We start from the raw sequence: 23,018 nt of genomic DNA on the forward strand, positions 1-23,018 counted from the left end.
TTGCATTGCAGCAACAAGGGGCATGCTAATCGTATTTTTACGTAATGCACACGGGTCCGGACGCGACTTGTCGCGCCAAAACAACGGCTCGTTTCATCGACGAAAGGAGCCGTTAACAGCCGATCCCGGCTGTTAATCTGAGGGCAAGGAAACTGGCCCCGATCAGAAGATCAGATAAGCGATCACGCCGATTGCCGCGCAGAAGGCGAGGATGCCCGCCCAGCGCGAAACAAACTGAATCGGTCCTTCCGCGCGGTCGCCGATCGACAGCGCATGGCCGTTATCGGGGAGATCGCGGACGGCGATGCCCGCATCGGAAAAGGAGGTTTTCGTTGCGGCAACTGCCGCCAATTCATCAGCCACGACCGTCATCCTGGGAACTTTATGAACGGTCGTTAATATAGGATTTTAGGGTTCACAAATAGTTTACATCGGCATGAAAGCCGGCTCAGCTCATCGCAAAAGCCGGCTTCTGATGCGGAAAATCCTCAATCCTGGTCAAAGCCCCTGTAAACATTGGGGCTTCACCAGCAGGCGGGATCAATAGGCGTTGCGGTGAACCAACACGCGGGCCGTGCCGACCAGGATGCCGATGTCGCGCATCAGGCTCCAGCCGTGCAGATATTCCAGATCCGCCTCGACCCGGTTCAGAATGTCGCGCCGGGTTTCGGTCGCGCCGCGGAAGCCGCGGATCTGGGCCAGGCCGGTGATGCCGGGCTTGAGCGCATGGCGATGCCAATATTGACGGTCGACCTGCCAGAACAGCTGGTCCTCGGCGGTCGAACCCAGCGCATGAGGGCGCGGGCCGACCAGGCTCATCTCGCCGAGCAGCACGTTGAGCAGCTGGGGCAACTCGTCGATGCTGGTGCTGCGGATGAAGCGGCCGACGCGGGTGATGCGGTTATCGTCGCGCTGGGTGGAGGTGGCGCCGGCGGTGTCGCACTGTTCCACCCGCATGCTGCGGAACTTGAGGATGTGGAACAGGCGGTTGCCGCGGCCGATCCGTTCCTGACGGAAGAAGACCGGGCCCGGCGAGTCCAGCCGGATGGCGACGGCCACGGCGATCATCAGCGGCGCCAGCGCGATCAGCACCGGCACGGTCAGGATGATGTCGAGCAGCCGCTTCTTGGCGCGATTGGCAAGATTGAGCGGGCCGCGAGCGACCACCAGCGTCGACACGCCGCGATGGCTCTGCACCGCGAGCGGCGCCATCGGGTCGAGCTCCGGCACGATGATCTCGCCCAGGATATTGCCGCCCTTGAGCATCTGAGCCCAGTCGGCCTTGCGCTCCAGCGGGCAGGAAATGACCACCCGATCGAAATCGCGCAGCAGCATGCCGAGGCGATGCAGCATATAGGGATCGTCAAGATCGGCGCGCAGGCCGAGCGTCGGTGCGTCCACGATCGTCATGCCATTGACATCGTCGGGGATCAGGCCGTCGTCGATGATCAGCAACTGGGCGAACAGCCCTTCGGCGAAATGGCGACGAACGGCGCGGACGACCAGCACCCGCTGCATCACGATCAGCGCGCCGCTGAAGAACAGACCCGTGCTGATGCCCAGGCGCGAGAAATTGTCGGTGACCTTCAGCGAGAAGACGACCAGCAGGAAGATCAGCAGGGTTCCGGCGAAGGCCATTACTGCACTGCGGCATGACGCTGTCATGCTGGTCAGGCAACGTGGGTTATAGGCCTGGTTGTGAAAGGCGATGGTGCCATAGACCAAGATGCCGCCGGCGAGCGGCTGCCAGACCTCCATCGACAGGATCGGAATACCCGCCACGCGCAGGCCGATGACGAACCCTGCGGCCAGGGCCATCATGTCTGCAAGCAGCAGAACCAGGCTCAGCCACAGGCGCGCGTTCCGCTGGAAAGCGGCGGTGGCGGGCTGGCGACTGGGGGTTCCTGCAATCGCCAGATCTATTTTGGACATCGGCAACCCTTTAAATGCGTCGTGACGTCATGGTCCGCCCGCCCGTCGTCAGACGGTGGCGATCTTTCCCCAGGACATCCGCTGCCTTTGATTTATGTTGCGTAGCAGCAGGGCATAGTTGCTCGGTTGTTACAATTGGGGGAGGGATATTCGGACGCACATTTCCGACGATCCGTTGAGCGCGCATTTTTCATCCTGCCGCCCCTTCGTTCTGTCGCAGGGAAAATCGATCAGACGCGGTGAGCGGCCTTGCCGGCCTGATGGAAACGACGTCGAATCAAATCGCTCAGCGAAACAGCCACCAGCCGATCAGAAGCAGCGCGCCGACGAGGGCCGCGGGGCCGGCCCAGCGTGACAGGAACTGCACGCCGGCTTCGGCCAGATGATGGGGGAAAGGCCAGATTCTGGGGCCATCCGCATCCTCGCCATGATGCGGGACGGGATCATGCCGTGGCGCCGGCCGGGCGCTGTCGTGTCCGGCATTGCGATCCTGCGGTGGCGGAAACAGATCGACCATCATCATTCCCGATGCGATGCGAGGATAGCGACCGCAGATCACGATAACCTGCGGCCGGGCAAAGATAAACCATTATCCCTGCCCGGCCGCGTTCGGTTCAATAGCGGAAACGCGCCGATGCATAGACGGTGCGTCCCGGTTCGGGAAAACCATCCGTCAGCGTGTAATAGTCATCGAACAGATTGCGGCCGCCAATGCTGAGGTCGATCTGGTCGGTCAGCGCCAGATCGACGCGTAGGCTGGCATTCACATAGGCGCCGGTGCGGTCATAGCGGGCGGGCTGTGAGGCCGGGGTTGCGGTGAACAGGGTCCAGCGGTTCGATGCCAGATCGACGCTGGGGACGATGTGCAATCGTTCGACCGGTGCCCAGTCGAGATAGGCAAAGCCCTTGTGCGTGGGCACGCCGGTGGGGCGGAAGCGCGCGTTTGACGGATCGGTCAGGTCGCGCTTGATCCCGGTATAGTTGATGCCCGCGTCCAGCCCCGGCAGCAGCGTCGCCGACGCCGACAGTTCGATGCCATAATATTCGCCCTTGCCGACATTGCGGCTCTGGCTGAGGTTGGTGAGGGCGCAGCCCGTGGCCGGCACGGCCGGCGGCGTGGTCGATGCGGTGCAGGGATAGGCTGGCGTCGGTACGCTGAAGATCGCGTCCCGCACCCAACTGTAGAAGAGCGCGCCCTCCAGCCGGATGGATCCCTGGCTCCAGCTGCCGCCGATCTCCGCATTGGTCGCCCGTTCCGCCTTCAGGTCGGGGTTGGGAATGGCGGTGTTGAAGCGCTGGCTGAACCGTTCGAAGATGGTCGGGAAGCGGGCACGCGATGACAGGCTGGCGTGGAGCGCAAGAGCGTCGCCTGCCTGCCAGTCGAACCGGCCTTGCGCATTCCAGGTGTCGGCGTCCCTGCGCGGGTAGTTGTAGATGACCGATGGCGTGCCCGACGTGCCGAGCGGGGCGCCATATTCCTCGGCCCGTTCAAGATTGCGCCAGTCGTAGCTGCCACCCAGGGTGAAGCGGAGCGTGGGGCTCAGCGCCAGCTCATTTTCCAGCGCGATGGAATAGGTGGCCTCGCTCTGGGTCTGTTTCGGCTCCGTGGTGGCGACGCCGGCCGTCGAAAAGCTGGTCTGGAACTCGACATGCTCATCATGGCGATAATGGAAGGCGAGGCGGAGTGTGTCCGCATCGGTCGCACTGAAATCGAGTTGGGCAGATCCGCCCCAGGCCTTGTCCTCATAGGGGCTGTCAAAGGCGTAGGGCCGGCTCTGCGTGGTCTGTGTCCGGTCGTTGAACGAGCGAAGCATCGAATCGAACTGGTTATAATAGGCGCGGGTCTTGAGCGTCGCCCGGTCGCCCAGCGCCGTGGTCGACAGGAAATAGACGCTGGTGATGTCCCAGGATGGCCAGTCCCAGAAACGGGCCGTGGTGACCGTGTCGCTGATATGCAGCGGTGCGCCCTTCGATCCTTCCTGATGGGTATAGCTCAGCGCATATTCGTCGGTGGCATTGGGGGTGAAGCCCACCTTGGCATTGACCCGCCAGTCCTCCGCTCGTGAAAAGTCGCGCGCGCCGCCATCTTCCAGCGTCGGCACGCGCGGCGTGAAACCATTGGGCAGATCCCAATGATCGGTAAAGCTGCGGGCATAGCTGGCCTGCGCATACCAGAGATCGTGTCGGGTGCCGACCTTGGCCGAGGTGGTATAGCCGGCATAGTCCATGTCATTGTCGAAGCTGACCTGTCCGCGCAGGTCGATGTCGAGCGCCTTGGTCGGCTTGCTGGTCACCAGATTGATGGCGCCGCCCATGGCGCCGGGTCCGTCCAGCACGGAGGCATAGCCCTTGGCCACTTGGACCTCGGCAATGTCGGTGGTCAGGAAACGGCCATAATCGAGCCGGTTGTCGGCGGGCAGATAGACACGGATGCCATCGATCGAGAGCGGCACCTGGAACCGGTCGAAGCCACGCACGAAGACCAGCCGCTCGTTGCGGGTGCCGCCGCTGTTGCCGGCGGACACGCCGGGCATGAGGTTGACCGCATCGTCGAGCGAGGTGCGGTTGAAACTGTAGATGGCGTTGGAGGACAGGGTGCTGCCGTCAATCTCGATCCCGTTGGTGCGGGGGGCGGTGACGATGATCTGGCCGAGCGAGAAGCGATCGCTGTCGCCGGTCGCATCGGGCGCACCCTGCGCCTGGGCCATCGCAGTCCAGCAGCAGGCGCTGGCCAGCAAAATGCGCATCATGGTCTGTCGCATGAAAATCCCCCTATTCTTGGTCGTTCGACTCGCTATATCCCGCCGTATATAGTTTTGCCTTCGGGAGGGAAGCCCGTGCGTCAGCCACTATTCCTGCTGTTTCCGGCCCTGTGCGCGGCTGTGGTGCCGGCATCGGCCTTCGCGCAAATGTCGGTCATGCCGGCCTGCGCTGCCCCGGCCGATCCGCCGGCGGAGATGGCATCGTGGCGCGCGCCGCAGCCGATGAAGGCGGCGGCGGATGCCAAGGGAGCCGGCAAGGTCAAGCTGAAAGCCGGGCAGGCCGCGGCGCTGACCCTGCTGCCGACACCCAGGATCAGCTATCCGCTTCGCCCGGCCAAGCCGGGCGGCAGTGTCAGCTTCGGTGGCATCGTCCATTTCACCGTCGATCAGTCCGGCACCTGGCGGGTGGCGCTGAGCAGTGGCGCCTGGGTCGATGTGGTGAAGGACGGCACCGCCGCGACCTCGACCGCGCATGGCCATGGCCCCGATTGCACCGGCATCCGCAAGATGGTCGATTACAGCCTGGAACCAGGCGACTATATCCTGCAACTCGCGGCCAATGGCGATCCGCAGATGATGGTACTGGTGACCCGCCTGCCGTGAAGCCGGTGCGCTGGCCGCTATTGCTCGCGACGCTGCTGCTGATCGGGGCAGGGCGGCCATGGCATTGGAGCTTGCCCCTGGGCGAAGCACCGCCCCCGGTCCCGGTCGGCAACGCAATGAGCGGGGCGAAGGTCGAGCTTGGCCGCCGCCTTTTCTATGACGCCGACCTGTCGGCCAATGGCACGTTGAGCTGTGCCGGATGCCATGAGCAGCATCGTGGCTTTGCCGACGGCAATCGCACGCGGCCCGGCGTCCATGGTGATCCGGGCCTGCGCAATGTGCCGGGCCTGGCCAATGTCGCCTGGTTGCCGCGCCTCACCATTGCTGATCCGGCGATCACCAGCCTGGAGGCGCAGGTCGCCGTGCCGCTGCTCGGCGAGCATCCCGTCGAAATGGGGATGAAGGGGCTGGAGGCGGAACTCCCGCGTCGGCTGGGCGCCGATGCCTGCTATCGCCGGATGTTCGCGCGCGCTTTCCCGGAACGTCGCGGCCGGATCGACATCGCGACGGTGTCGGCGGCGCTGGCGGCGTTCGAACGCACGCTGATTTCGCGCGACAGCCCCTATGATCGCGATCGACGGGGGCAGGCCGATGCCCTGTCGCCATCGGCCCGGCAGGGCGCACATCTGTTCGCGGACAAGGGCTGTGCGTCATGCCATGCGGGGCGGGATTTCAGTGACGGCGCCTATCATCGGCTGGAACCGGCGAAGGCCACCGATCCGGGGCTGGTGGAAAAGACGGGGCTGACCAGTGATGCCGGGCGTTTTCGCACGCCCCCGCTCCGCAATGTCGCGGTGACCGGTCCCTGGTGGCATGATGGGTCCGCGCAAACGCTGGACGCGGCGATCCTGCGCCATGGCCAGAAACTGACCGACGCCGAACGGATCGCGATCACGGCTTTCCTCGACAGCCTGACCGATCAGGCGTTCCTCACCGATCCACGCTTCTCCATGCCGGACGAAGCCTGCGGCAAGAGATTATGAAGGATTGGCGGGCAGGGGGATCGGCCGCAGCAGGGCGTCAAGCTGGCCCTGCGCCCGTCCTCCCGTCGCGGTGAGCGCCGCCTCTTCCAGCGCGCGATAGGCGGCCAGCACGGCCTGACCTGCTTCCGTCACCCGCGCCCCACGATCACGCCCGCCGCCGGCGACCGTCTCGACCAGCCGGTCGTTCCAGCAGCGGTTCATCGTGTCGACCAGCAGCCAGCTGCGCCGATAGCTCATGCCCAGTGCTCGTCCGGCCGCCGATATGGAGCCGTGCAGCGCGATCGCATCGAGCAGATCGGCCTTGCCCGGTCCCATGGCGATCTCATCCCCGCAAAGGATCTGGATCTTGAGCTTGAGCGTTCCGGTCTGCATGGCCCTGCCTGATTGCGTGCGATTTGCCCCTCTTAGCCCGTTGTCGCAGGTTCAGCGAGGGGGTGGCATGAGCCGCATTTACTACCGCCTTGGAATTGCCGAAATCCTGTGGGACAGGCGCAACGGTCGCCGAAAAACATAGATAGCCGGATAGAGAGACATGCCCCAGCCTTCCGCCCCGATCCAGACCGCGCGCCTGCGCCAGCCGATCGGCCTGTTGATCGGAACGGCATTGGGGGCTGCATTGCTGACGCCGGGCCTTGCGGCCGAGCCTGCGCCGTTCGAGCTGACCGGGCCGGACCTAAAGGTCAGCGTGACCCGCGGCACGACCAGCTTGCCGATCAGCCAGGTGCCGAGCCTGCGGGCCGGCGACAAGCTGCTGATCGAGCCGAACCTGCCCAAGGAACAGGGCGCCAATTTCGTGCTGATGTCGGCCTTCCTGCGGGGCGCGACCAACCCGCCGCCCAAGGACTGGATCGACAGCGCGGAAACCTGGAAGAAGAAGGACAAGGATCGCCGCCTCGCCCTGACCGTGCCGGACGGCGCGCGACAGATGGTGCTGTTCCTGGTGCCCGAGACCGGCGGTGGCGAGGGCACGGTCAGCGACGCCGTGCGCGGCAAGCCGGGCGAGTTCGTGCGGGCAACGCAGGAACTCAATCAGGCGTCGCTTGATCGCTCGCGGCTGGATGCCTTCATGACGGCGATCCGGACGCAGGAAAACAGCCATCCCGAATTCCTGCGCAGTGTCGCCCCGGCGCTCGCGCGCAGCCTGTCGATGAAGCTCAACGAGGATTGCCTGTCCAAGGTGATCGAGCTTCAGGCGGCCTGCCTGCTGGAGAATAAGGACCAGCTGGTCCTCGCCGATGTTCACAGCAGTTCGATTGCAGAGACGCTGAGCGGCACGCCGACCGACCTGGCCCTGCAACTCGCCTCCACGCGTGAAGCGGGCTATGGCTATTACAGCCCCTATATCGGCGTGGTGCGCGATCTGGCCCGGATGTTCGGGGCCTTCAGCAGCCCCAGCTTCGAATATCTGCCGACCGTCAGCCTGCGCCGCGACGACAATATCGGGCTGATGCTGAACAAGGCGCCGTCCTTTGCCAAGCCCAAGTCGGTGATGGTGGTCGGCATGCCCTCGATCGAGGCGGACAGCCCGCCGCGGCTGCGCAGCGGTGCGCAGGCGCCGATCTGCGCCGCGCTGCCCGGCACGGTGCTGCCGGTCGAGGGGGCGCCGCTCATTTATTCGACCAGCTATGCGCGCGGCATGACGGTGCAGTTGAAGGCGGCGTCGGGCCAGACGATCGAATATCCGCTGGAGGCACGGGCCGATCGCGGCGGCTATGTGATCCGCGCGGATGGTCCCTGGCCGGCCGACTTCAGGGGATCGATCGAGGCTCATGTCTATGGGCAATGGGGGTTCGATCGGTTCGAAGGGCCCGATTACATCCTGCAGCGGCCCGATGACGCGGCCTGGCAGGTGAAGGGCGAGGCGCCGACGCTGGTCGTCGGCCGCGACAATGGCCTGACGCTGACGGGCGGTGCGCCTTCTTGCGTCGAAAGTGTCACCCTGCGCCAGGGCAATGCAGCGCCCCAGGCGATCGGCTGGAAGGTGCAGGGCCGCGATGCGCTGGACCTGACCCTGCCGCTTGCTGATCGGCGCGCCGGACCTGTCACTGTCGATGTCAAATATCAGGGCGTCGCCAAGCCATTCTCCATGGCGCTGCGCGCCTATGCCCAGGCGAGCAAGCTGGACGGGCTGACCGTGCATCAGGGCGATGCCTGGGGTGAAATGACGGGGCAACGGCTCGATCAGGTGGCGAGCGTCGACCTTGGCGGGCGTAGCTGGAAACCCGATGGCCTGACCCGCGACGGCTCGGTCGATCGGCTGCGTCTGACGGCCGCCGGCGATGGGACTGTGCCAGCCGCAGGCGCCAGCGCCCGCGTGCAGCTGGAGGACGGGCGGACCGTATCCGTGCCGGTCACGATCGCTCCCGCGCGGCCCCGTGTGACCCTGCTCAACAAGAGCGTCACGCCAGCCGCGGCAACGGGTCTGCCGGTGACGCTGGGTGGATCGGACGTGCTGCCCAATAATGGCCGCCTAATCTTTTCCGTGCAGGCGCAGGACGGCACCAAATTGGCCATGACCGATGCGATCGAGGTGGCGACGCAGGATGGCGGCGCCAGTGTCCGGCTGACGGCTGGCTCGGGCCTGCAACTGCAAGGCCCGCAGGTGATGGTGGCGACCCTTGATCCGGCGGCGCTTGGCCCCGCCTTTGGCCCGCTGCAATTCCGCATCGTGCGGGGCCGCGAACAGGGGGATTGGCAGCCGCTGATGCCGCTTGCCCGCCTGCCGCGGATCGAGGCGGTGGATTGCGCGAGCAAGGAGCAGAAGGATCAGGGCTGCACCATCAAGGGACGCGACCTGTTCCTGGTCGATGCCGTCGCCGGCAATCCCGCTTTCGATCAGCCGGCCCCGGTGGCGCAGGGCTTCACCGGATCGACCCTGACGGTCCCGGCGCCGACGGATGGCAAGCTCTATGTCCGCCTGCGCGACGCGCAGGGCGCGATGCTGGTGGTGCAGGCGCCATCGCCCGCCGCCTGATCGCCTTCCCGATCAAGGCTGGCCGCGCTAGGTTGGCAGAATAGAATGATTTCGAGGCCCGAATGACCGTCATTGCCGCCTATCTCTATCGAAACGGCCAGCGCGTGCGCGAAGTGTCGATTACCGAACGGATCGACTGCGCCGAAGACAAGTCGGAGTTCGTCTGGATCGGCGTTGCCAGCCCGACGGCCGAGGAAATGCGGACGCTACAGCAAAATTATAACCTCCATCCGCTGGCGGTGGAGGATGCGATCAAGGCGGACCAGCTGCCCAAGGTCGACATTTATGGCGAGCAATTGTTCGTCGTGGCCCGCACCGCCCATGTCGAGGAGAAGACGATCGCCTATGGCGAAACCGCGATCTTCGTCGGCCACAGCCATATCATCAGCGTCCGCCACGGTTCGGCACGGGGGCATATCGAATTGCGTCACGCGCTGGAGGCGGTGCCGGATCGGCTGGCCCATGGCGTCGACTATGTGCTGCACGCCATCCTGGACTTCATCGTCGACGGCTATCTGCCGATCGTCGAGGGGATCGAGGAGGAAGTGCTGACGATGGAGCAGCATACGGTCGACAATTTCCTCGGCCGCGACGAGATCACCCGCATCTTCAACCTGCGGCGCCAGTTGATCCGTTTTCAGCGCATATTGGGGCCGATGCAGGAGGTCGCGACCAAGTTCGTCAAGATCGACCTGCCCTGCATCGATCCGGAAACCCGGCCCTATTTCAGCGACGTGCGCGACCATGTGCGGCGGGTGCAGACGATGGTCGACGATCTGCGCGAGGTGCTGAATTCCGTCTTCGAGTTCAGCAACCTGCTGGAGCAGCAACGCACCGGCACGATCACCCGCCAGCTGGCCGCCTGGGCCGCGATCCTGGCGGTGCCGACCGCGATCGCCGGCATTTATGGCATGAATTTTGAGCATATGCCTGAACTCAAGACCCGCTACGGCTATTTCGTCGTGTTGGCGGTGATCCTGCTGATCTGTTCGATCCTCTATCGGCGGTTCCGCAAGCTCAACTGGCTCTGAGTGCATCGCCCCGCCGAAATGGGGTGGCGGCCGCTTGACCTATTCGGACAGGCGGTGCCAGCCTGTCCGAATAGGAGGTCAGGCGATGGATGAGCGGCGCGACGCGTTCGAGGCGATCAATGCCCATATGCTGCGGTTCCTGCCGGAACTCGTCGCGGAACTGGGCGGGGAGGCGCCGGACAGCAGCGGTGCGTCGCCCAGCTATCGCCAGACCATCGCGCTGATCGAGGAGGCTGCGCATCGGCTCGCCTGTCCGGACTTCGGCATGCGCCTTGCCCTGCGGCAGCGCGGCGTCGACCTGTTCGGGCCGCTGGGCGACGCGATGCGCAACGCGCCGACGTTCGGCGCGGCGATCGATTATGTGTGCAGCCATAATTATGCGCATAGCCTGGCGGCGTCGGTCTGGCTCCGCCGCTTTCCCTCGGTCCGCCATGTGTTCGTCGGGCATGACATATTGCTCGACGGCGTGCCCAATAGGGCGCAGGCGATGGAGCATATCCTGCTGGTCGGCCATCTCTTCGCAATGGAACTGACCGGCGGGCGGGCACGGGCGCGGCGGGTGCATTTCCGCCACCAGCCAATCTCGCCGGCGCGCATCTATCGCCGCTATTTCGGATGCCCGGTCCATTTCGGCCAGAATGAGGACGGGATCAGCTTTTCCGAGCGCGACATGGCAAGCCCGGTGATCGATCGGGACGCTGCGGTCTTTGCCGCGGTCACCGCCTATATCGAACGGGAATTTCCCTATCGCCACCCGCCGCTGCATGCGCAGGTGCGCGGCATCGTCATGCAATGGCTGTGGACCGCCCATTGCTCGAACGATCGGGTCGCGGCCGAACTGGGGCTGCATCCGCGCACGCTGCACCGCCGGCTGGCAACGGAGGGCACGAGCTTCCAGAAGATCAAGGATGAGGTGCGGCGCGACATATTGCGCTATTATCTGGAGCAGACCGACATCGATTTCGCCCATGTGTCGGAGAAGCTGGGCTTTTCCGAACAGTCGGTGATGACGCGCAGCTGCAACCACTGGTTCGGCGCGTCGCCGACGCGGTTGCGGGCGCGGTTGCACGCGCCCGCCTGATCCTTCAGCCCGCAATCGAGGTGCGGTGCATCATCCGCCCGGAATCGCGGGCATAGGGCACCACCCGGTGCAGCGCGCCGGTATTGCTCCAGATGACGAAGTCGCCCGCCTGCCATTGATGCTGATAGACGAAATCGGGTTGGGTCGCCCATTCGTTGAGCCGGGCGATATAGGCGCGGCCATAGGCCAGCTCCATGCCGACGATCCGGTCGGCGGTCGACCCGACGATCAGGCTCTTGCGGCCATTCTTGTGAAGCTGGACCAGCGGCCGTTCCTTCTCGACGCCGATCGCCAGCTTGCCCTTTTCCGCCTCGGGAATGGCGTCGGCGATCGAGCGCAGACTGGCGGCGACGCTATGGATGATGCGCAGATCCTCGATCTCGGCGCGCTGTGCTTCCGGCATCTGCTCATAGGCGGCGAAGCTGTTGGCGAACTCGGTCTGGCCGCCCTTGGGCGCCAGTCGGCGGGCCGAGAGCAGGGTCGCGAGCGGCGGCGGCATTTCCATCGGCATGCCGTCCATGTGCCAGAAGAAGGTGCCCAGCACATATTCCGGCGCGCGGTTGATCTTGCGATCCAGCGTCACCTGATAGACGTCCTCGTCCTTGTTGGTCGTCGCTTCGCTGGTGAGGTTCAGGCGCCCGCCGAGCAGGTCGGTAAAGGCCAGTTGCTCCTCATTGGTGAAATGGACCTGCGGCATGACCAGCACGGTCCGTTCCTCCAGCATGTCGCGGCACTGGGCGACCACTTCGGGATCGAACAAGGCCTCCCGATCGGCCTCGACCACTGCGCCGATCAGCGGCTTGACCGGGCGGAAGGTGACGCGGCTCTTGCGAATGACGTTCATGATCCTGCTCCTTCGATCTCAACCTTGTTCGGCGGCCATGCCTGAAAAACCGATGCAATAGCCGCCATCGACCGGCAGCAAGGTGCCGGTGATGTAGGACGCCTCGTCACTGGCGAGGAATAGCGCGGCATTGGCGATTTCGCTGGCGAGGCCCCACCGGTCCATCGGGATGCCGGGCACGCGGAAGATGCCGGGGGGCGGCTCGGGATGATCCTTGGCCATCGGCACCAGCCCGGTCCAGATTGATCCGGGCAGCACGGCGTTCACGCGGATATGGTGCGCGGCATAATCGAGCGCGGCGCATTTGGTCATCTGGCTAACCCCGCCCTTGGCAGCGGCATAGACGCCATGGCCTTTCCACCCGACCATGCCGGTGGCCGATCCGATATTGACGATCGCGCCGCCGCCGCTTTCCAGCATGGCGATCACGCCATATTTCATGCCCAGGAAGACGCCCTTCAGATTGACGGCATGGACCCGGTCCCAATTGTCGCTGCTCTGTTCGTGCAACGGCATGATGCCGCCGCCGAAACCGGCATTGTTGACCAGGATGTCGACCCGGCCAAAGGCGTCGCGGGCAGTGGCGATCATCGCCTGCACATCCGCTTCCTCGGCCACGTCGACATGCAGGCCGACGGCGCCGTTGCCGATGGCGGCGGCGACCTCATCCTGTGCGCCGCTGATGTCGGCGCACAGCACCCGCGCGCCTTCCTGCGCGAAACGTTCGGCCATGGCCTTGCCCATGCCCGATCCCGCGCCGGTGATGACCGCGCTCTTGCCCGCCAGCCTCATGGCATCGGCTCCGTGTCGATGGTCGGCTGGATCAGGATGCGGCTCACATTGGCGCGGCGCGGCAGGCTGACGGCGAGCAGGATGCCGGCGACGACATCATCCGGCGCCATTGCCCCGTCCTTGTGGGTGTGTTGCTGGATCATGTCGCGCCATTGCGGGTCGGAAATGGAGCTGGCGATCTCTGTCGCGGTGGCGCCCGGTTCGATGATCGACACGCGGATTCCGGCCTGGCCGCCTTCCTGTCGCAGGCTTTCGGTGAAGCCGGTCAGGCCGAACTTGCTGGTCGAATAGGCGGCGAAGCGCCAGCCCGAACGGCGTCCGGCGGTCGAGGAGATATTGACGATGTCGCCGCTGCCCTGTGCCTTCATCACCGGGAAGGCGGCACGGCAGGCATGGATAGTGCCCATCAGGTTGATGTCGATCACCCGCTGCCACTGGCCGCTGGTCAGGCTTTCGATGCCGCCCGCTTCGTTGACGCCGGCGGAGTTGACGAGGATGTCGAGCCGGCCGAACCGCGCCATCGTGTCGGCAACGACGGCCGCTGCATCCGTCTCGACCGAGACGTCGCCGGGCAGGGCGAGCGCGGTGCCGCCCGCCGCTTCGATCCGGGCGACCAGCGCGTCGAGCCGGTCGCGACGCCGTCCGTTGACAGCGATGTTGACACCCTCAAGCGCCAGCGCGAGCGCCGCCGCCTCGCCAATGCCAGAGGATGCGCCGGTGACCAGCGCGACCTTGTTTTCCAGTGCTGTCATGACCTCTCCTTGCCCCGCTGGCCTGTGTCGGGCCGCGATGCTGAACAGGTTATTAGCAGGGGTGGGGCAGGGGGCGCGATGCCGGTAATGGCAATAGCGCCGGGGCGATCATTTGGCTTCGAGCTGGTCCAGCATGGCCTCGATCATCGCCAGGGCCTGGTCATGGCCTTCGGTGAGGCCAAGCGCGGTCTCGCTGACCAGCATGCGGGCGAGCGAGGCGGCGATCATTACCAGGCCGCCGGCCTGACCTGCCTGATCGGCCGGGAGCAGCGCCGCAACGGCCTGCGCCTGATGCGCGCGGAACGTCTGGGCGGCGGTGACGATTTCCGCCCGCACGGCCTCGCGATGATGGGCGATGGCGCTGAGTTCTGCGGCGAGGGCAGCGGTCGAGGGATCGCGCATCATCTCCCACATGGCACGCAGCGGGCGGGGGGCGGCCAATGCTTCGGCGAACCGGGTCATGCGCCGGTCGTTGATCCGCTGCACCACGGCGCGGAGCAGATCGTCCATGGTGCGGAAATAATAATAGAGAAGCTGGGTCTTCAGGCCCGCCTGCTGCGCCACCTGCCGCGCGGAAATGCCATGTTCGCCGACCTCTGTCAGGATCGTTTCGGCCGCATCGATGAAGCGGGCGCGGTTCTGCGATCCTTCGGCGCCAAGTCTGCGAGCGGTAGCCATATCGTCCTTTCCGTCCTTCTCCGCCTTCGCTTCTGGGCAATTTTGCGAGGCGCGGCAATGGCCGGGCACCTGTCCATTTTGGTCAAGTCGCTGCGCCGGGGCGTCGCTAGCCTTGGCGTCAAACAAGGCCTTTGCGGAGAGACTATCCATGACCAGCCCGACGCTCGATTGTTCGGATATCGACAATTATCTGGGCAAGCCGATCCAGCCCGCGCGGATGGTCGAACCGATCAACAATGGCGATATCCGCCGCTGGGTGCAGGCGATGCATTATCCCAACCGGCTCCATTATGATGCGGGCTATGCCGCACAGAGCCGCTGGGGCGACATGGTCGCGCCACAGAGCTTTGCCGTGACGATGGACTGTGCCCATGGCTCCGCGCCATCCTGCATCGGCCGCGTGCCCAATTCGCACATGCTGTTCGGTGGCGACGAATGGTGGTTCTACGGCCCGCGCATGGTGGCGGGCGACCGCATCCTCAATGAACGCATCCCGTTCGACTATATCGTCAAGGACACGAAATTTGCGGGGCCAACCTGTTTCCAGCGCGGTGACAATTTCTATTATAATCAGCAGGGTGACCTGATCGCCAAGCAGCGTTCCACCTCAATCCGCTACAGCCAGGAAGCGGGTAAGGATAATGTGCCGACTGAGGGTTTTGACGATCCGGTCTGGACCGACGACCAGTTGGAGGAACTGGAAGAGCGCAAGATGCAGTGGGTCCAGATGCTCCACGACCTTGGCCATGACCGGCGCTGGTGGGATGATGCGACGGTCGGCGCGGCGCTGCCCGAGCGGGTGGTCGGCCCGCATTCGATCGTGTCCTTCGCCACCGAATGGCGGTCCTATATCTTCACCCAATGGGGCGGCACCCACCGGCGCACCGACCTCGACATGGAGGCGCTGGGTTTCGTCAAGGAAATGGCGGGGCATGAGAATGATCCGGTGATGGAAGCGATCAATCCCGAATTCACCGATGGCGCCTATGTCGGCCCGTCGCGCGGCCACCTCTTCCCGCGCTGGGCGCGCTTCATCGGCATGCCGCGCGGCTATGGCTATGGCGCATCAATGGGGGCCTGGATTACCGATTATTTCGCGGGCTGGGCGGGGGAGTGGGGGATGATCCGCCATTCCGCCTGTAATTATCGCAGCCCGGCGCTGACCGGCGACATCACCATCACGACCGGCACCATCCTCGACAAGTTCGTGGATGAGGACGGGCGGCACATGGTGCAGGTCGATTGCCGCATGGCCAATCAGGCCGGTGCCGTGCTGGCCACGGCCAAGGCGGAGATCGAACTCCCCAAACGGCCGGCCTGATCCGTCTGGTCAAGCGCGCCGCGCTGTGGGATAGCGCGGCGATGGATTTAGACGATCAGTTTCGCCATTATTTCGGCACCGACGACCTTGCCAGCGTACCACCCGAGGGCATGGCGGCCGGGATCGAGCGGATGCAGGTGGCTTTCGGGCTGGAGACCGACCGTCCCCGGCGCTTCGCGCTGTGGACGTTGCTCTACATGCTGGGCGCGGCGCCCGACCTGGATGTCGCCTTCGAGGATGAAGCCGATCGCAATGCCGCGCGCGACGTGATGGACATGCTGGACGAATAGGCCGCAGGCGCGATGGAAAAAGGCATCACCAGCGCCGGCAGGAAGGAACGCGCATCGGCGCGCGGCGCCATACTGGCCGCGACCGAGAGGCTGATGGTTGAGGAGGGCTATGCCGCCGTCACCACCCGCCGCGTGGCGAAGATCGTCGGTGTGACGGCGGCGCTGGTCCATTATCATTTCGCGACGACCGACGACCTACTGCTGGCGCTGTTCCGTAGCCTGTCGGCCCGGTTCAAGGAAGAGCTGGCGAACCGGCTGGATACGCCCGATCCGCTGCGCGCGCTGTGGCGGCTCAATTCCGATCCGGACGGCAGCGCGATCGTGCTGGAGTTCATGGCGCTGTCCAACCATCGCAAGGCGATCCGGCAGGAAATCGCCGCCTTTGTCGAGGAATTGCGCGATATCCAGACGCGGGCGATCGGCGCGGCCGATGGCGCGGGGCTGTCGCCGGTCGGCCTTTCCGTGCTGGCGGCGGGCATGGCCCGGTCGATCGTGATGGAACAGAGCCTGGGTGTGACGCTGGGCCATGACGAGGCGCTGGCCATGGTGGAGGCGTTGATGCGCCACGCCACAGGCAGGGATGCCGACGGACACGCCGTCTAGCCGGTCAGCCGGCGCGACGATGCGCGCCGGCCTTATCCTTATTTCTTGGCCGGGATCTTGTTGAGGTCGGCCTGCACCTTGGCCAGAGCGGCGTCGGTCAGCGTGTCGGCCGCATATTGCTGCACGCCCTTCAGCGTCATCGAACGCGCCATGTCGATCTGCGGATTGGCGGTGAAGCCCGGCAGATTCTTGTCGAGCACCGCCTTGGTCGCGGGATTGTCGAGCAATGTGCCGATGTCGGTCGTCTCCACGCTATAGGCCGGAGCGGGCGCGGCGGCAGGGGCCTGCGCCATGGCGACGTGCGGCGCGGCGGTAGTGAGCAACAGGCTGGCGGCGATCAGGGCAGTTTTCATCGGCATCCTCTCAAGGCAACAGGTCTGGTCCCGACGTCCGGTGGCCGTGAGACGATCTGTATCATAAGCGGGGCCGAGCAGGCAGGGAACCGGGGCGCGATCCAACCGCCCCGGCGATGTTTGGCTCAGTAGCTGCCGCCAATCCAGCTGCGCACGACGGCGCCCTGGGTATCCAGTTGCAGCAGGTCGGCGCGCAGGCCCGGCGCGATGCGGCCGGTTTCGGCGGTAAGGCCGAGGAAGGCGGCGGGGGCCGCCGATGCCATGGCGATGGCGCGCTCGATTGGGACGTCCAGCATGGCGACGCTGTTGTGGACGGCGGTGATCATGTCGAGATTGGAGCCGGCGAGCGTGCCGGCATCATCGGTGCAGGCGCCGTTGCGGACCAGGATATGGCGGCCCTGGAGCATGAACTCGTCCGCGTCGGAGCCGACCGAGGGCATGGCGTCAGTGACCAGCATCAGCTTGTCGCACGGCTTGCAGCGCAGCGCGATCTTGAGCGCGGTGGCGCTGACATGATGGCCATCGACGATGATGCCGCAGGTCACGCTGTCCTGCTCCAGCGCGGCGCCGACGATGCCGGGCTTGCGCGACCCCAGTGGCGACATGGCATTATAGAGATGGGTGACGCCCGACAGGCCGGCCTCGACCGCGCCAATCATGTCCTCATAGCGGCCATTGCTGTGGCCCGCCGCGACGATTACGCCGCGCTCCACCAGCTGGCGCACCATGTCGGGCGAGGTCCGTTCGGGCGCCAGCGTGACCAGGGTGCGGCCGCGCTTGAGCGAAGACAGCACTTCCAGCCCCTCGGCATCGAGCGGCCGGATCTTGTCGCCGTCGTGAATGCCCTTGCGCTCGATATTGAGATAGGGGCCTTCGATATGGATGCCGAGCACGCCCGGCACGCCGGCCTCGATCGCGGCGTCGACGGCGGCGACTGCCTGGCGGATGACGGCCAGATCGTCGCTGATCAGCGTCGGCAGGAAGCCGGTCGTGCCGAAACGCCGATGGGCGGCGCCGATCGCGGCGATGCCTTCGACCGTCGGGGCATCATTGAACAGCACGCCGCCGCCGCCATTGACCTGCGTATCGATGAAGCCGGGCACCAGCCGGTCGCCGCCCAGGTCGCGCCGCGCGACATCAGCCGGGACATCGGCGTCGGCCAGGATCGCGGCAATGCGATTGCCCTCGATCAGCAGCGCCTTGCCGGCATGGAAGTGGCCGTCGATCAGGATCGACCCGTTGACCAGAGCGTGACGCATCAGAGGGTCTCCGTCACCTTGGCAAGGTGCGGGGGCTGGTCCGGATTGAAGCCGCGCCGGACCGACAGCGCATTGACCGCGCGGTAGAAGGCTTGGACCTGAAGCATCGGCTCGATCGCGGGATGGGCGGCGGGCACCGGCAGGTGGATGGCGCCATCGACCGGCTCCCCGGCGATCAGCACCTGGCCGCCGCGCGCGACAACCTCGCGCACCAGTTCATCGACGCTCTCGGCGGTCTCGTCCGCCTGGCGGAAGACCAGCAGCGGGAAATCGGGGCCGACCAGCGCCATCGGGCCATGCTTGACCTCGGCCGCGCTGAACGCTTCGGCGTGAAGACCACTGGTTTCCTTGAATTTGAGCGCGGCTTCCTGCGCGATGCCAAAGCCGATGCCGCGGCCGATGACGTAGAGGCCACGCGCGGTGGCGAGTTGTTCGACGAGTGGTGTCCAGTCGCAGGCCCAAGCCTGGGCGAGCAGGGCAGGGGCCGTCTCCAGCGCCGCCAGCAATTCTGCATCCTCGCTCCAATGGGCGGCAAGGTTCAGCAGGCTGGCGATCGATGCGATATAGGATTTTGTGGCGGCGACGCTGCGTTCCGGCCCGGCATGGAGCGGCAGCAGCGTATCGACCTGGCCGGCGAGCGGCGAGTCGGCGACATTGACCATCGCGACGGTCCTTGCGCCTGCGCTTTTGGCGGCATCGACCGTGGCCAGGATGTCGGGGCTCTTGCCCGACTGCGAGATGGCGATGGCCAGCATGTCGGCGAGCGCCGGGGCGGTGCCATAGACCGAGGCGATCGAGGGCGCGGCCGACGTGGTCAGCAGGCCCAGGCGGGTTTCGAACAGATATTTGGCGAAGGTCGCCGCATGGTCGGAACTGCCGCGGGCACAGGTGACGATGCCGCGCGGCGGATTTGCGCGCAGGCTGGCGGCCAGCGCCTTGACCGTTTCGGCGTTGGCGGCGAACTGGCGGGCGATGACGGCGCCGGCCTCTGCGGCCTCGGCGAACATCAGGGTATCTTGCGGATTGAGCATCGTGTCAGGCATCTTTTCGGTCAGGCGCGCATGTCGAGTTCGGCAACGAAGTCATAGGCATCGCCCCTGTACCAGCTTTGCGTCGCTTCGATGACGCGGCCATCGTCCAGGAAGCCGCGCCGTTCGATATAGAGGCCGGGCGCCCCTGCCTCGATGCCCAGCAGCTTGGCCTGTTCGGCGTTGAACAGGACGGCGCGCAGGCGCTGGAGGGCGCGGACCGGACGGTTGCCGGCGGCTTCCAGGGCGGCATAGAGCGAGGCGCCGACGACATCGGCACCATCGAGGCCGAAGCCGGGAATGGTCGAATATTCGAGCGCCATCGCGACATCGTCGGCATAGCGAATGCGGTTGAAGCGGTAGACCGCCGCGCCAGGGCTGAGGCTCAGCGTCAGCGCGTCATCGGGCGTCACCGCCCCGACGCTGCGGCCCAGCCACTCGCTGCGCACGGTGCGGCCGCGCGCCGCCATATCCTCGGAAAAGGAGGAGAGCTTGGCGAACTGCTTTTCGACCCGGTTGGCGACGAAGGTGCCGGCGCCCTGCTTGCGCACCAGCAGTCCTTCTTCGACCAGCGAATCCAGCGCCTTGCGCAGGGTGATGCGGGACACCGAGAGTTCCGATGCCAGGTCGCGTTCGGGCGGCAGCGCTTCATTGGGCTTCAGTCGCTGGGTGCGCAGCGCTTCGCGCAGCGCGTCTTCGAGCCGGCGATAGAGCGGGCCACCGCCCAGCGCGTCGAGCGGTCCAATCTGTTCGGCAAGCAGCGGCATCTCGTCTCCACCAGCATCTGTGTTGTTTGCACACTAAGACCAATTAAATACCATATGCCAGTGAAAAATTTCAAACGCCGTCACAATTTTGAAAATATCCCTCTTGACGGCGATATGACTTCGGCGGATGGTCTGCTTATTGGTATGCAGTTGGTCCGCCCAATTGGTGCCATGCATCAAATATAAATAAGGGGTGAGATATGGGGATTCGGACTTTTCTGGTCGGTACCGCCAGCGCCATCGCGCTGTTTTCCGGTGCCGCGCATGCGCAGGGAAGCGATGCTTCCGCGCCGGACGCCGATGCAAATGCCAGCGATATCGTCGTCACCGGCTATCGTGCCTCGCTCGCCAAGGCGATCGACGTCAAGCGGAACGCTGACGCGATCGTCGACAGCATTTCCGCCGAAGATGTCGGCAAATTCCCCAATACCAATGTCGCCGAAGCGCTGACGCTGGTGCCCGGCGTCACCGTCGACCGCCAGTTCGGCCAGGGCGAAAAAGTGTCGATCCTGGGCACCGATCCGGCGCTCAACCGCACCCTGCTGGACGGCCAGACGGTGGCGTCGGCCGACTGGTTCATCCTCGACTCGCCGGGCCGCACCTTCAACTATGCGCTGCTCGCGCCGCAGCTGGTCGGCCGGGTCGATGTCTACAAGTCGCCCGAACCGCGCATCGACGAAGGCTCGATCGGCGGCACGGTCAATGTCGTGACCCGCAAGCCGCTGGAGCTGAAGCCCTTCACCATGGCGGGCCAGCTTGGCTATCTCTATAATGACCGCTCGAAGAAGGGTGATATCCAGGGGTCGGCGCTGGTCAGTTGGCATAATGAAGAGGGTACGTTCGGCATTCTCGCCTCGTTCCAGCGCGCCAAGGACCGGCTGCGCCGCGACGGCGTCGAAACCTATGGCACGATGAAAGCCGACCAGTGGGCCGGCGGCAATGCCGACAATCCGGTGGACTCGCGCGACAATGGTTGCGTCGGCGAATGCGCCACCACGCTGAGCAATAATCTCGACGCGATCAGCCCCAACGCCTTTGGCACCTCCTATTTCGAACAGGGCCGTGATCGCCTGACCTATTCGGCCACCGCCCAGTGGAAGCCGGTCGACGAGCTGACCCTGGAAGCGAGCTGGCTCAAGATCGACGCCACCTACAACAACCTCAACCAGTCCATGTATGCCTTCCAGGGCAATACCTGGAACAGCCTGGGCGCGCTGACCGGGATCGAGGTCAATAACGGCATCGTCACCAGCGCGAGCTTCAAGAATGCGCTGTCGGTGCTGGACGTCCAGTATCGTGAAGCCGAGATGAAGTCAGATACCTATCGCGGCAAGGCGAGTTGGGACGGCGGCACCTGGGATCTGACGGTCGAAGGCGGCCTGTCCGACGCGGACGGCGGCACCAAGCGTCAGGTCTTCCTCGAATTCCTGAACTGGGCGGATTATACCGTGAATATTGGCGGTGCGCCCAAGTCGCCGGGTTCGCTGAGCTATGCCACCGATGTTCAGGGCAACCCCAATGCCTTCGTGACCGATCCGGGCTGGAGCGGTAACACCGTCACCAAGCCGACCAGCGACAAGGAGCGTTACGGCCAGGCCGACCTCGGTTTCGACTTTGACGGTGCTTTGAAGCGCATCCAGATCGGCTATAAATATCGCCATCACGAGACCGGCCAGCAATATGCGGGCATCGCGCTCAATGGCCTGGGCGTCGCCGCTGCACAGTTCGATCCCAAGACGGTCGCGGGCAATTATCTGCGCGGCTTCAGCGGCGTGAACGACCAGATGACCGACCGCTTCATCATCAGCGGCCCATCGATGGTCGACTATCTGGAAGGCCAGACGCTGCCGACGCCGTCGATCTTCGCGGCGGCGGAATTTACCGCCGGCAACTGGAACATCCAGGAAGATATCAACGCGGTCTATGCCCAGGCCAATTTCGATACCGGCACGCTGCGCGGCAATTTCGGCGTGCGCTATGTGAACACCAAGACCGACAGCGCCGGCTATGTCTGCAACGCCGGCGCGCCCTGCAACAGCGCGGCGGACTGGACCTGGCAGACGACCAAGCGCAGCTATGACAATTGGCTGCCCAGCGCCAACATCGCCTGGACCGCGCAGCAGGATCTGATCCTGCGCTTCTCCGCCGCCAAGGTGATGTCGCGTCCCAACTATGCCGACATGACCAATTATTTCTGGCTGTCGGACACGGTCCTCACCGGCGGTGGCGGCAACCCGAACCTGAAGCCCTATACGTCGGGCAATCTCAACGCCTCGGTCGAATGGTATTTCAAGCAGGGATCGATCCTGTCGGCGGAAGTCTTCTACAAGGATATCAGCAATTATATCCTGCAGAAGACGGCGCCCGAGAGCTATTTCAACCAGTCTCAGGGCCGGGTGACGACCTATCAGATCAGCCGTCCCTACAATGCCGGTTCGGCCGAGGTGAAGGGCTTTGCCGTCGCCTATCAGCAGAACCTGCCTTATGGCTTTGGCATATTGGCCAACTACACCTATTCCGACGGCTCGGGTGAAGGCGGCCAGGCGCTGCCCTATAATTCCAAGCATCAGGCCAGCGTCAGCCCCTTCTTCGAAAGCGGTCCGGTCGCGCTGCGCGCCACTTACACCTGGCGGTCGAAATATTTCACCGGCATCGACCGTGGCGACAATATGTTCGTGCGGGACTCCGACAATCTGGACGTGTCGGCGACCTATAATGTCACGCCGCAGATCGGCATCACCCTGTCGGGCATGAACCTGACCGACGCGGAATATTATGCCTATGCCAACACTACGGCACTGCCGCGCGGCGTCTATCGCTCGGGCCGCAAGTTCCTGGCGACGGTGAACTTCAACTATTGATTGCCTCGCCTGCCAGAAGGCGCATGACTTGAAGACGGCGGGACGGAACGCAACAGCGTCCGCCCGCCGCACGTACCTTGTCGCGTCCGCGCGGCGCGGCAGGG

General features: G+C 64.8%; 22 protein-coding genes. 9 read left to right on the forward strand and 13 right to left on the reverse strand.

The window, feature by feature from the left end:
• Positions 1-162 precede the first annotated feature (162 nt).
• The 4 genes from U0025_RS07615 to U0025_RS07630 all read right to left on the reverse strand — a co-directional run bounded on the left by U0025_RS07615 (position 163) and on the right by U0025_RS07630 (position 4,694).
• Positions 163-372, reverse strand: coding sequence for a hypothetical protein (locus U0025_RS07615; protein WP_037491457.1), 210 nt, complete (start codon positions 370-372; stop codon positions 163-165).
• A gap of 168 nt (positions 373-540) precedes the next feature.
• On the reverse strand, positions 541-1,932 hold the full coding sequence (locus U0025_RS07620; RefSeq protein ID WP_004212431.1) for a sugar transferase: 1,392 nt from the start codon (positions 1,930-1,932) through the stop codon (positions 541-543).
• A 286-nt stretch (positions 1,933-2,218) separates the two neighbouring features.
• A complete protein-coding gene (locus tag U0025_RS07625; RefSeq protein ID WP_004212433.1) occupies positions 2,219-2,449 on the reverse strand; it encodes a hypothetical protein in 231 nt (76 codons plus the stop codon).
• A 97-nt stretch (positions 2,450-2,546) separates the two neighbouring features.
• Complete coding sequence (locus tag U0025_RS07630; protein WP_004212434.1) at positions 2,547-4,694, reverse strand: TonB-dependent receptor plug domain-containing protein; 2,148 nt, start codon at positions 4,692-4,694, stop codon at positions 2,547-2,549.
• A gap of 75 nt (positions 4,695-4,769) precedes the next feature.
• Here U0025_RS07630 and U0025_RS07635 point away from each other — a divergent pair, with 75 nt between their 5' ends.
• Both U0025_RS07635 and U0025_RS07640 read left to right on the forward strand, forming a co-directional pair.
• Positions 4,770-5,297, forward strand: a complete 528-nt coding sequence (locus tag U0025_RS07635) for a hypothetical protein (RefSeq protein WP_004212435.1) — start codon at positions 4,770-4,772, stop codon at positions 5,295-5,297.
• Positions 5,294-6,280: a cytochrome-c peroxidase gene (locus U0025_RS07640; RefSeq protein ID WP_004212436.1), complete on the forward strand. Its 987-nt coding sequence runs from the start codon at positions 5,294-5,296 to the stop codon at positions 6,278-6,280. The genes U0025_RS07635 and U0025_RS07640 overlap by 4 nt, the downstream gene beginning before the upstream one ends.
• Here the strand turns inward: U0025_RS07640 and U0025_RS07645 are convergent.
• A complete protein-coding gene (locus U0025_RS07645) occupies positions 6,275-6,652 on the reverse strand; it encodes a winged helix-turn-helix domain-containing protein (RefSeq protein WP_004212437.1) in 378 nt (125 codons plus the stop codon). The two genes, U0025_RS07640 and U0025_RS07645, sit on opposite strands and share 6 nt — an antisense overlap.
• A 160-nt stretch (positions 6,653-6,812) precedes the next feature.
• On the opposite strand from U0025_RS07645, the gene U0025_RS07650 reads away from it, so the two are divergent.
• From U0025_RS07650 to U0025_RS07660, 3 genes are all read left to right on the forward strand, one after another.
• A complete protein-coding gene (locus U0025_RS07650) occupies positions 6,813-9,254 on the forward strand; it encodes a hypothetical protein (protein WP_004212439.1) in 2,442 nt (813 codons plus the stop codon).
• Positions 9,255-9,316: 62 nt separating this feature from the next.
• On the forward strand, positions 9,317-10,285 hold the full coding sequence (locus U0025_RS07655) for a magnesium and cobalt transport protein CorA (protein ID WP_004212440.1): 969 nt from the start codon (positions 9,317-9,319) through the stop codon (positions 10,283-10,285).
• An 85-nt stretch (positions 10,286-10,370) separates the two neighbouring features.
• Entirely contained in the window at positions 10,371-11,366 is a 996-nt protein-coding gene (locus tag U0025_RS07660) for an AraC family transcriptional regulator (protein WP_004212441.1), read from the forward strand.
• Between the two features lie 4 nt (positions 11,367-11,370).
• Here the strand turns inward: U0025_RS07660 and U0025_RS07665 are convergent, their stop codons facing one another.
• The 4 genes from U0025_RS07665 to U0025_RS07680 all read right to left on the reverse strand — a co-directional run bounded on the left by U0025_RS07665 (position 11,371) and on the right by U0025_RS07680 (position 14,432).
• Positions 11,371-12,210: a TauD/TfdA dioxygenase family protein gene (locus tag U0025_RS07665; RefSeq protein WP_004212443.1), complete on the reverse strand. Its 840-nt coding sequence runs from the start codon at positions 12,208-12,210 to the stop codon at positions 11,371-11,373.
• A gap of 18 nt (positions 12,211-12,228) precedes the next feature.
• A complete protein-coding gene (locus tag U0025_RS07670) occupies positions 12,229-13,002 on the reverse strand; it encodes an SDR family NAD(P)-dependent oxidoreductase (protein ID WP_004212444.1) in 774 nt (257 codons plus the stop codon).
• Positions 12,999-13,754, reverse strand: coding sequence for an SDR family oxidoreductase (locus U0025_RS07675; protein ID WP_004212445.1), 756 nt, complete (start codon positions 13,752-13,754; stop codon positions 12,999-13,001). Before U0025_RS07675 ends, U0025_RS07670 begins: the two co-directional genes overlap by 4 nt.
• Before the next feature lie 108 nt (positions 13,755-13,862).
• Positions 13,863-14,432, reverse strand: a complete 570-nt coding sequence (locus U0025_RS07680) for a TetR/AcrR family transcriptional regulator (RefSeq protein ID WP_004212446.1) — start codon at positions 14,430-14,432, stop codon at positions 13,863-13,865.
• A gap of 148 nt (positions 14,433-14,580) precedes the next feature.
• On the opposite strand from U0025_RS07680, the gene U0025_RS07685 reads away from it, so the two are divergent.
• Genes U0025_RS07685 through U0025_RS07695 form a run of 3 tightly spaced genes read left to right on the forward strand, consistent with a single transcriptional unit; the run spans position 14,581 to position 16,646 of the window.
• On the forward strand, positions 14,581-15,753 hold the full coding sequence (locus U0025_RS07685) for an FAS1-like dehydratase domain-containing protein (protein ID WP_004212447.1): 1,173 nt from the start codon (positions 14,581-14,583) through the stop codon (positions 15,751-15,753).
• Positions 15,754-15,794: 41 nt separating this feature from the next.
• Complete coding sequence (locus U0025_RS07690; protein WP_004212448.1) at positions 15,795-16,043, forward strand: hypothetical protein; 249 nt, start codon at positions 15,795-15,797, stop codon at positions 16,041-16,043.
• A 12-nt stretch (positions 16,044-16,055) separates the two neighbouring features.
• Positions 16,056-16,646, forward strand: a complete 591-nt coding sequence (locus U0025_RS07695; RefSeq protein WP_004212449.1) for a TetR/AcrR family transcriptional regulator — start codon at positions 16,056-16,058, stop codon at positions 16,644-16,646.
• A 38-nt stretch (positions 16,647-16,684) separates the two neighbouring features.
• Here the strand turns inward: U0025_RS07695 and U0025_RS07700 are convergent, their stop codons facing one another.
• From U0025_RS07700 to U0025_RS07715, 4 genes are all read right to left on the reverse strand, one after another.
• Positions 16,685-16,999: a hypothetical protein gene (locus U0025_RS07700; protein WP_004212450.1), complete on the reverse strand. Its 315-nt coding sequence runs from the start codon at positions 16,997-16,999 to the stop codon at positions 16,685-16,687.
• A 125-nt stretch (positions 17,000-17,124) separates the two neighbouring features.
• Entirely contained in the window at positions 17,125-18,258 is a 1,134-nt protein-coding gene (gene nagA / locus U0025_RS07705; protein ID WP_004212451.1) for an N-acetylglucosamine-6-phosphate deacetylase, read from the reverse strand.
• Positions 18,258-19,301 carry an SIS domain-containing protein gene (locus tag U0025_RS07710; protein ID WP_004212452.1) on the reverse strand — a complete coding sequence of 348 codons (1,044 nt, stop codon included), beginning with the start codon at positions 19,299-19,301 and terminating at the stop codon, positions 18,258-18,260. The genes nagA and U0025_RS07710 overlap by 1 nt, the downstream gene beginning before the upstream one ends.
• A gap of 8 nt (positions 19,302-19,309) precedes the next feature.
• Complete coding sequence (locus U0025_RS07715) at positions 19,310-20,053, reverse strand: GntR family transcriptional regulator (RefSeq protein WP_004212453.1); 744 nt, start codon at positions 20,051-20,053, stop codon at positions 19,310-19,312.
• Positions 20,054-20,253: 200 nt separating this feature from the next.
• On the opposite strand from U0025_RS07715, the gene U0025_RS07720 reads away from it, so the two are divergent.
• The gene (locus U0025_RS07720) at positions 20,254-22,914 is read left to right on the forward strand and encodes a TonB-dependent receptor (RefSeq protein ID WP_004212454.1); all 2,661 of its coding nucleotides are present in this window, start codon (positions 20,254-20,256) and stop codon (positions 22,912-22,914) included.
• The last annotated feature ends 104 nt before the right edge of the window (positions 22,915-23,018 follow it).

Origin of the sequence: Sphingobium yanoikuyae (assembly GCF_034424525.1) — a bacterium.
Taxonomy (GTDB): domain Bacteria; phylum Pseudomonadota; class Alphaproteobacteria; order Sphingomonadales; family Sphingomonadaceae; genus Sphingobium; species Sphingobium yanoikuyae.

Excerpts from the sequence above, each read along its gene's own strand:
- U0025_RS07615 (WP_037491457.1), bottom strand. The coding sequence starts at position 372 with ATGACGGTCGTGGCTGATGAATTGGCGGCAGTTGCCGCAACGAAAACC.
- U0025_RS07620 (WP_004212431.1), bottom strand. The coding sequence starts at position 1,932 with ATGTCCAAAATAGATCTGGCGATTGCAGGAACCCCCAGTCGCCAGCCC.
- U0025_RS07625 (WP_004212433.1), bottom strand. The coding sequence starts at position 2,449 with ATGGTCGATCTGTTTCCGCCACCGCAGGATCGCAATGCCGGACACGAC.
- U0025_RS07630 (WP_004212434.1), bottom strand. The coding sequence starts at position 4,694 with ATGCGACAGACCATGATGCGCATTTTGCTGGCCAGCGCCTGCTGCTGG.
- U0025_RS07645 (WP_004212437.1), bottom strand. The coding sequence starts at position 6,652 with ATGCAGACCGGAACGCTCAAGCTCAAGATCCAGATCCTTTGCGGGGAT.
- U0025_RS07650 (WP_004212439.1), top strand. The coding sequence starts at position 6,813 with ATGCCCCAGCCTTCCGCCCCGATCCAGACCGCGCGCCTGCGCCAGCCG.
- U0025_RS07655 (WP_004212440.1), top strand. The coding sequence starts at position 9,317 with ATGACCGTCATTGCCGCCTATCTCTATCGAAACGGCCAGCGCGTGCGC.
- U0025_RS07660 (WP_004212441.1), top strand. The coding sequence starts at position 10,371 with ATGGATGAGCGGCGCGACGCGTTCGAGGCGATCAATGCCCATATGCTG.
- U0025_RS07665 (WP_004212443.1), bottom strand. The coding sequence starts at position 12,210 with ATGAACGTCATTCGCAAGAGCCGCGTCACCTTCCGCCCGGTCAAGCCG.
- U0025_RS07670 (WP_004212444.1), bottom strand. The coding sequence starts at position 13,002 with ATGAGGCTGGCGGGCAAGAGCGCGGTCATCACCGGCGCGGGATCGGGC.
- U0025_RS07675 (WP_004212445.1), bottom strand. The coding sequence starts at position 13,754 with ATGACAGCACTGGAAAACAAGGTCGCGCTGGTCACCGGCGCATCCTCT.
- U0025_RS07680 (WP_004212446.1), bottom strand. The coding sequence starts at position 14,432 with ATGGCTACCGCTCGCAGACTTGGCGCCGAAGGATCGCAGAACCGCGCC.
- U0025_RS07685 (WP_004212447.1), top strand. The coding sequence starts at position 14,581 with ATGACCAGCCCGACGCTCGATTGTTCGGATATCGACAATTATCTGGGC.
- U0025_RS07690 (WP_004212448.1), top strand. The coding sequence starts at position 15,795 with ATGGATTTAGACGATCAGTTTCGCCATTATTTCGGCACCGACGACCTT.
- U0025_RS07695 (WP_004212449.1), top strand. The coding sequence starts at position 16,056 with ATGGAAAAAGGCATCACCAGCGCCGGCAGGAAGGAACGCGCATCGGCG.
- U0025_RS07700 (WP_004212450.1), bottom strand. The coding sequence starts at position 16,999 with ATGAAAACTGCCCTGATCGCCGCCAGCCTGTTGCTCACTACCGCCGCG.
- nagA (WP_004212451.1), bottom strand. The coding sequence starts at position 18,258 with ATGCGTCACGCTCTGGTCAACGGGTCGATCCTGATCGACGGCCACTTC.
- U0025_RS07710 (WP_004212452.1), bottom strand. The coding sequence starts at position 19,301 with ATGCCTGACACGATGCTCAATCCGCAAGATACCCTGATGTTCGCCGAG.
- U0025_RS07715 (WP_004212453.1), bottom strand. The coding sequence starts at position 20,053 with ATGCCGCTGCTTGCCGAACAGATTGGACCGCTCGACGCGCTGGGCGGT.
- U0025_RS07720 (WP_004212454.1), top strand. The coding sequence starts at position 20,254 with ATGGGGATTCGGACTTTTCTGGTCGGTACCGCCAGCGCCATCGCGCTG.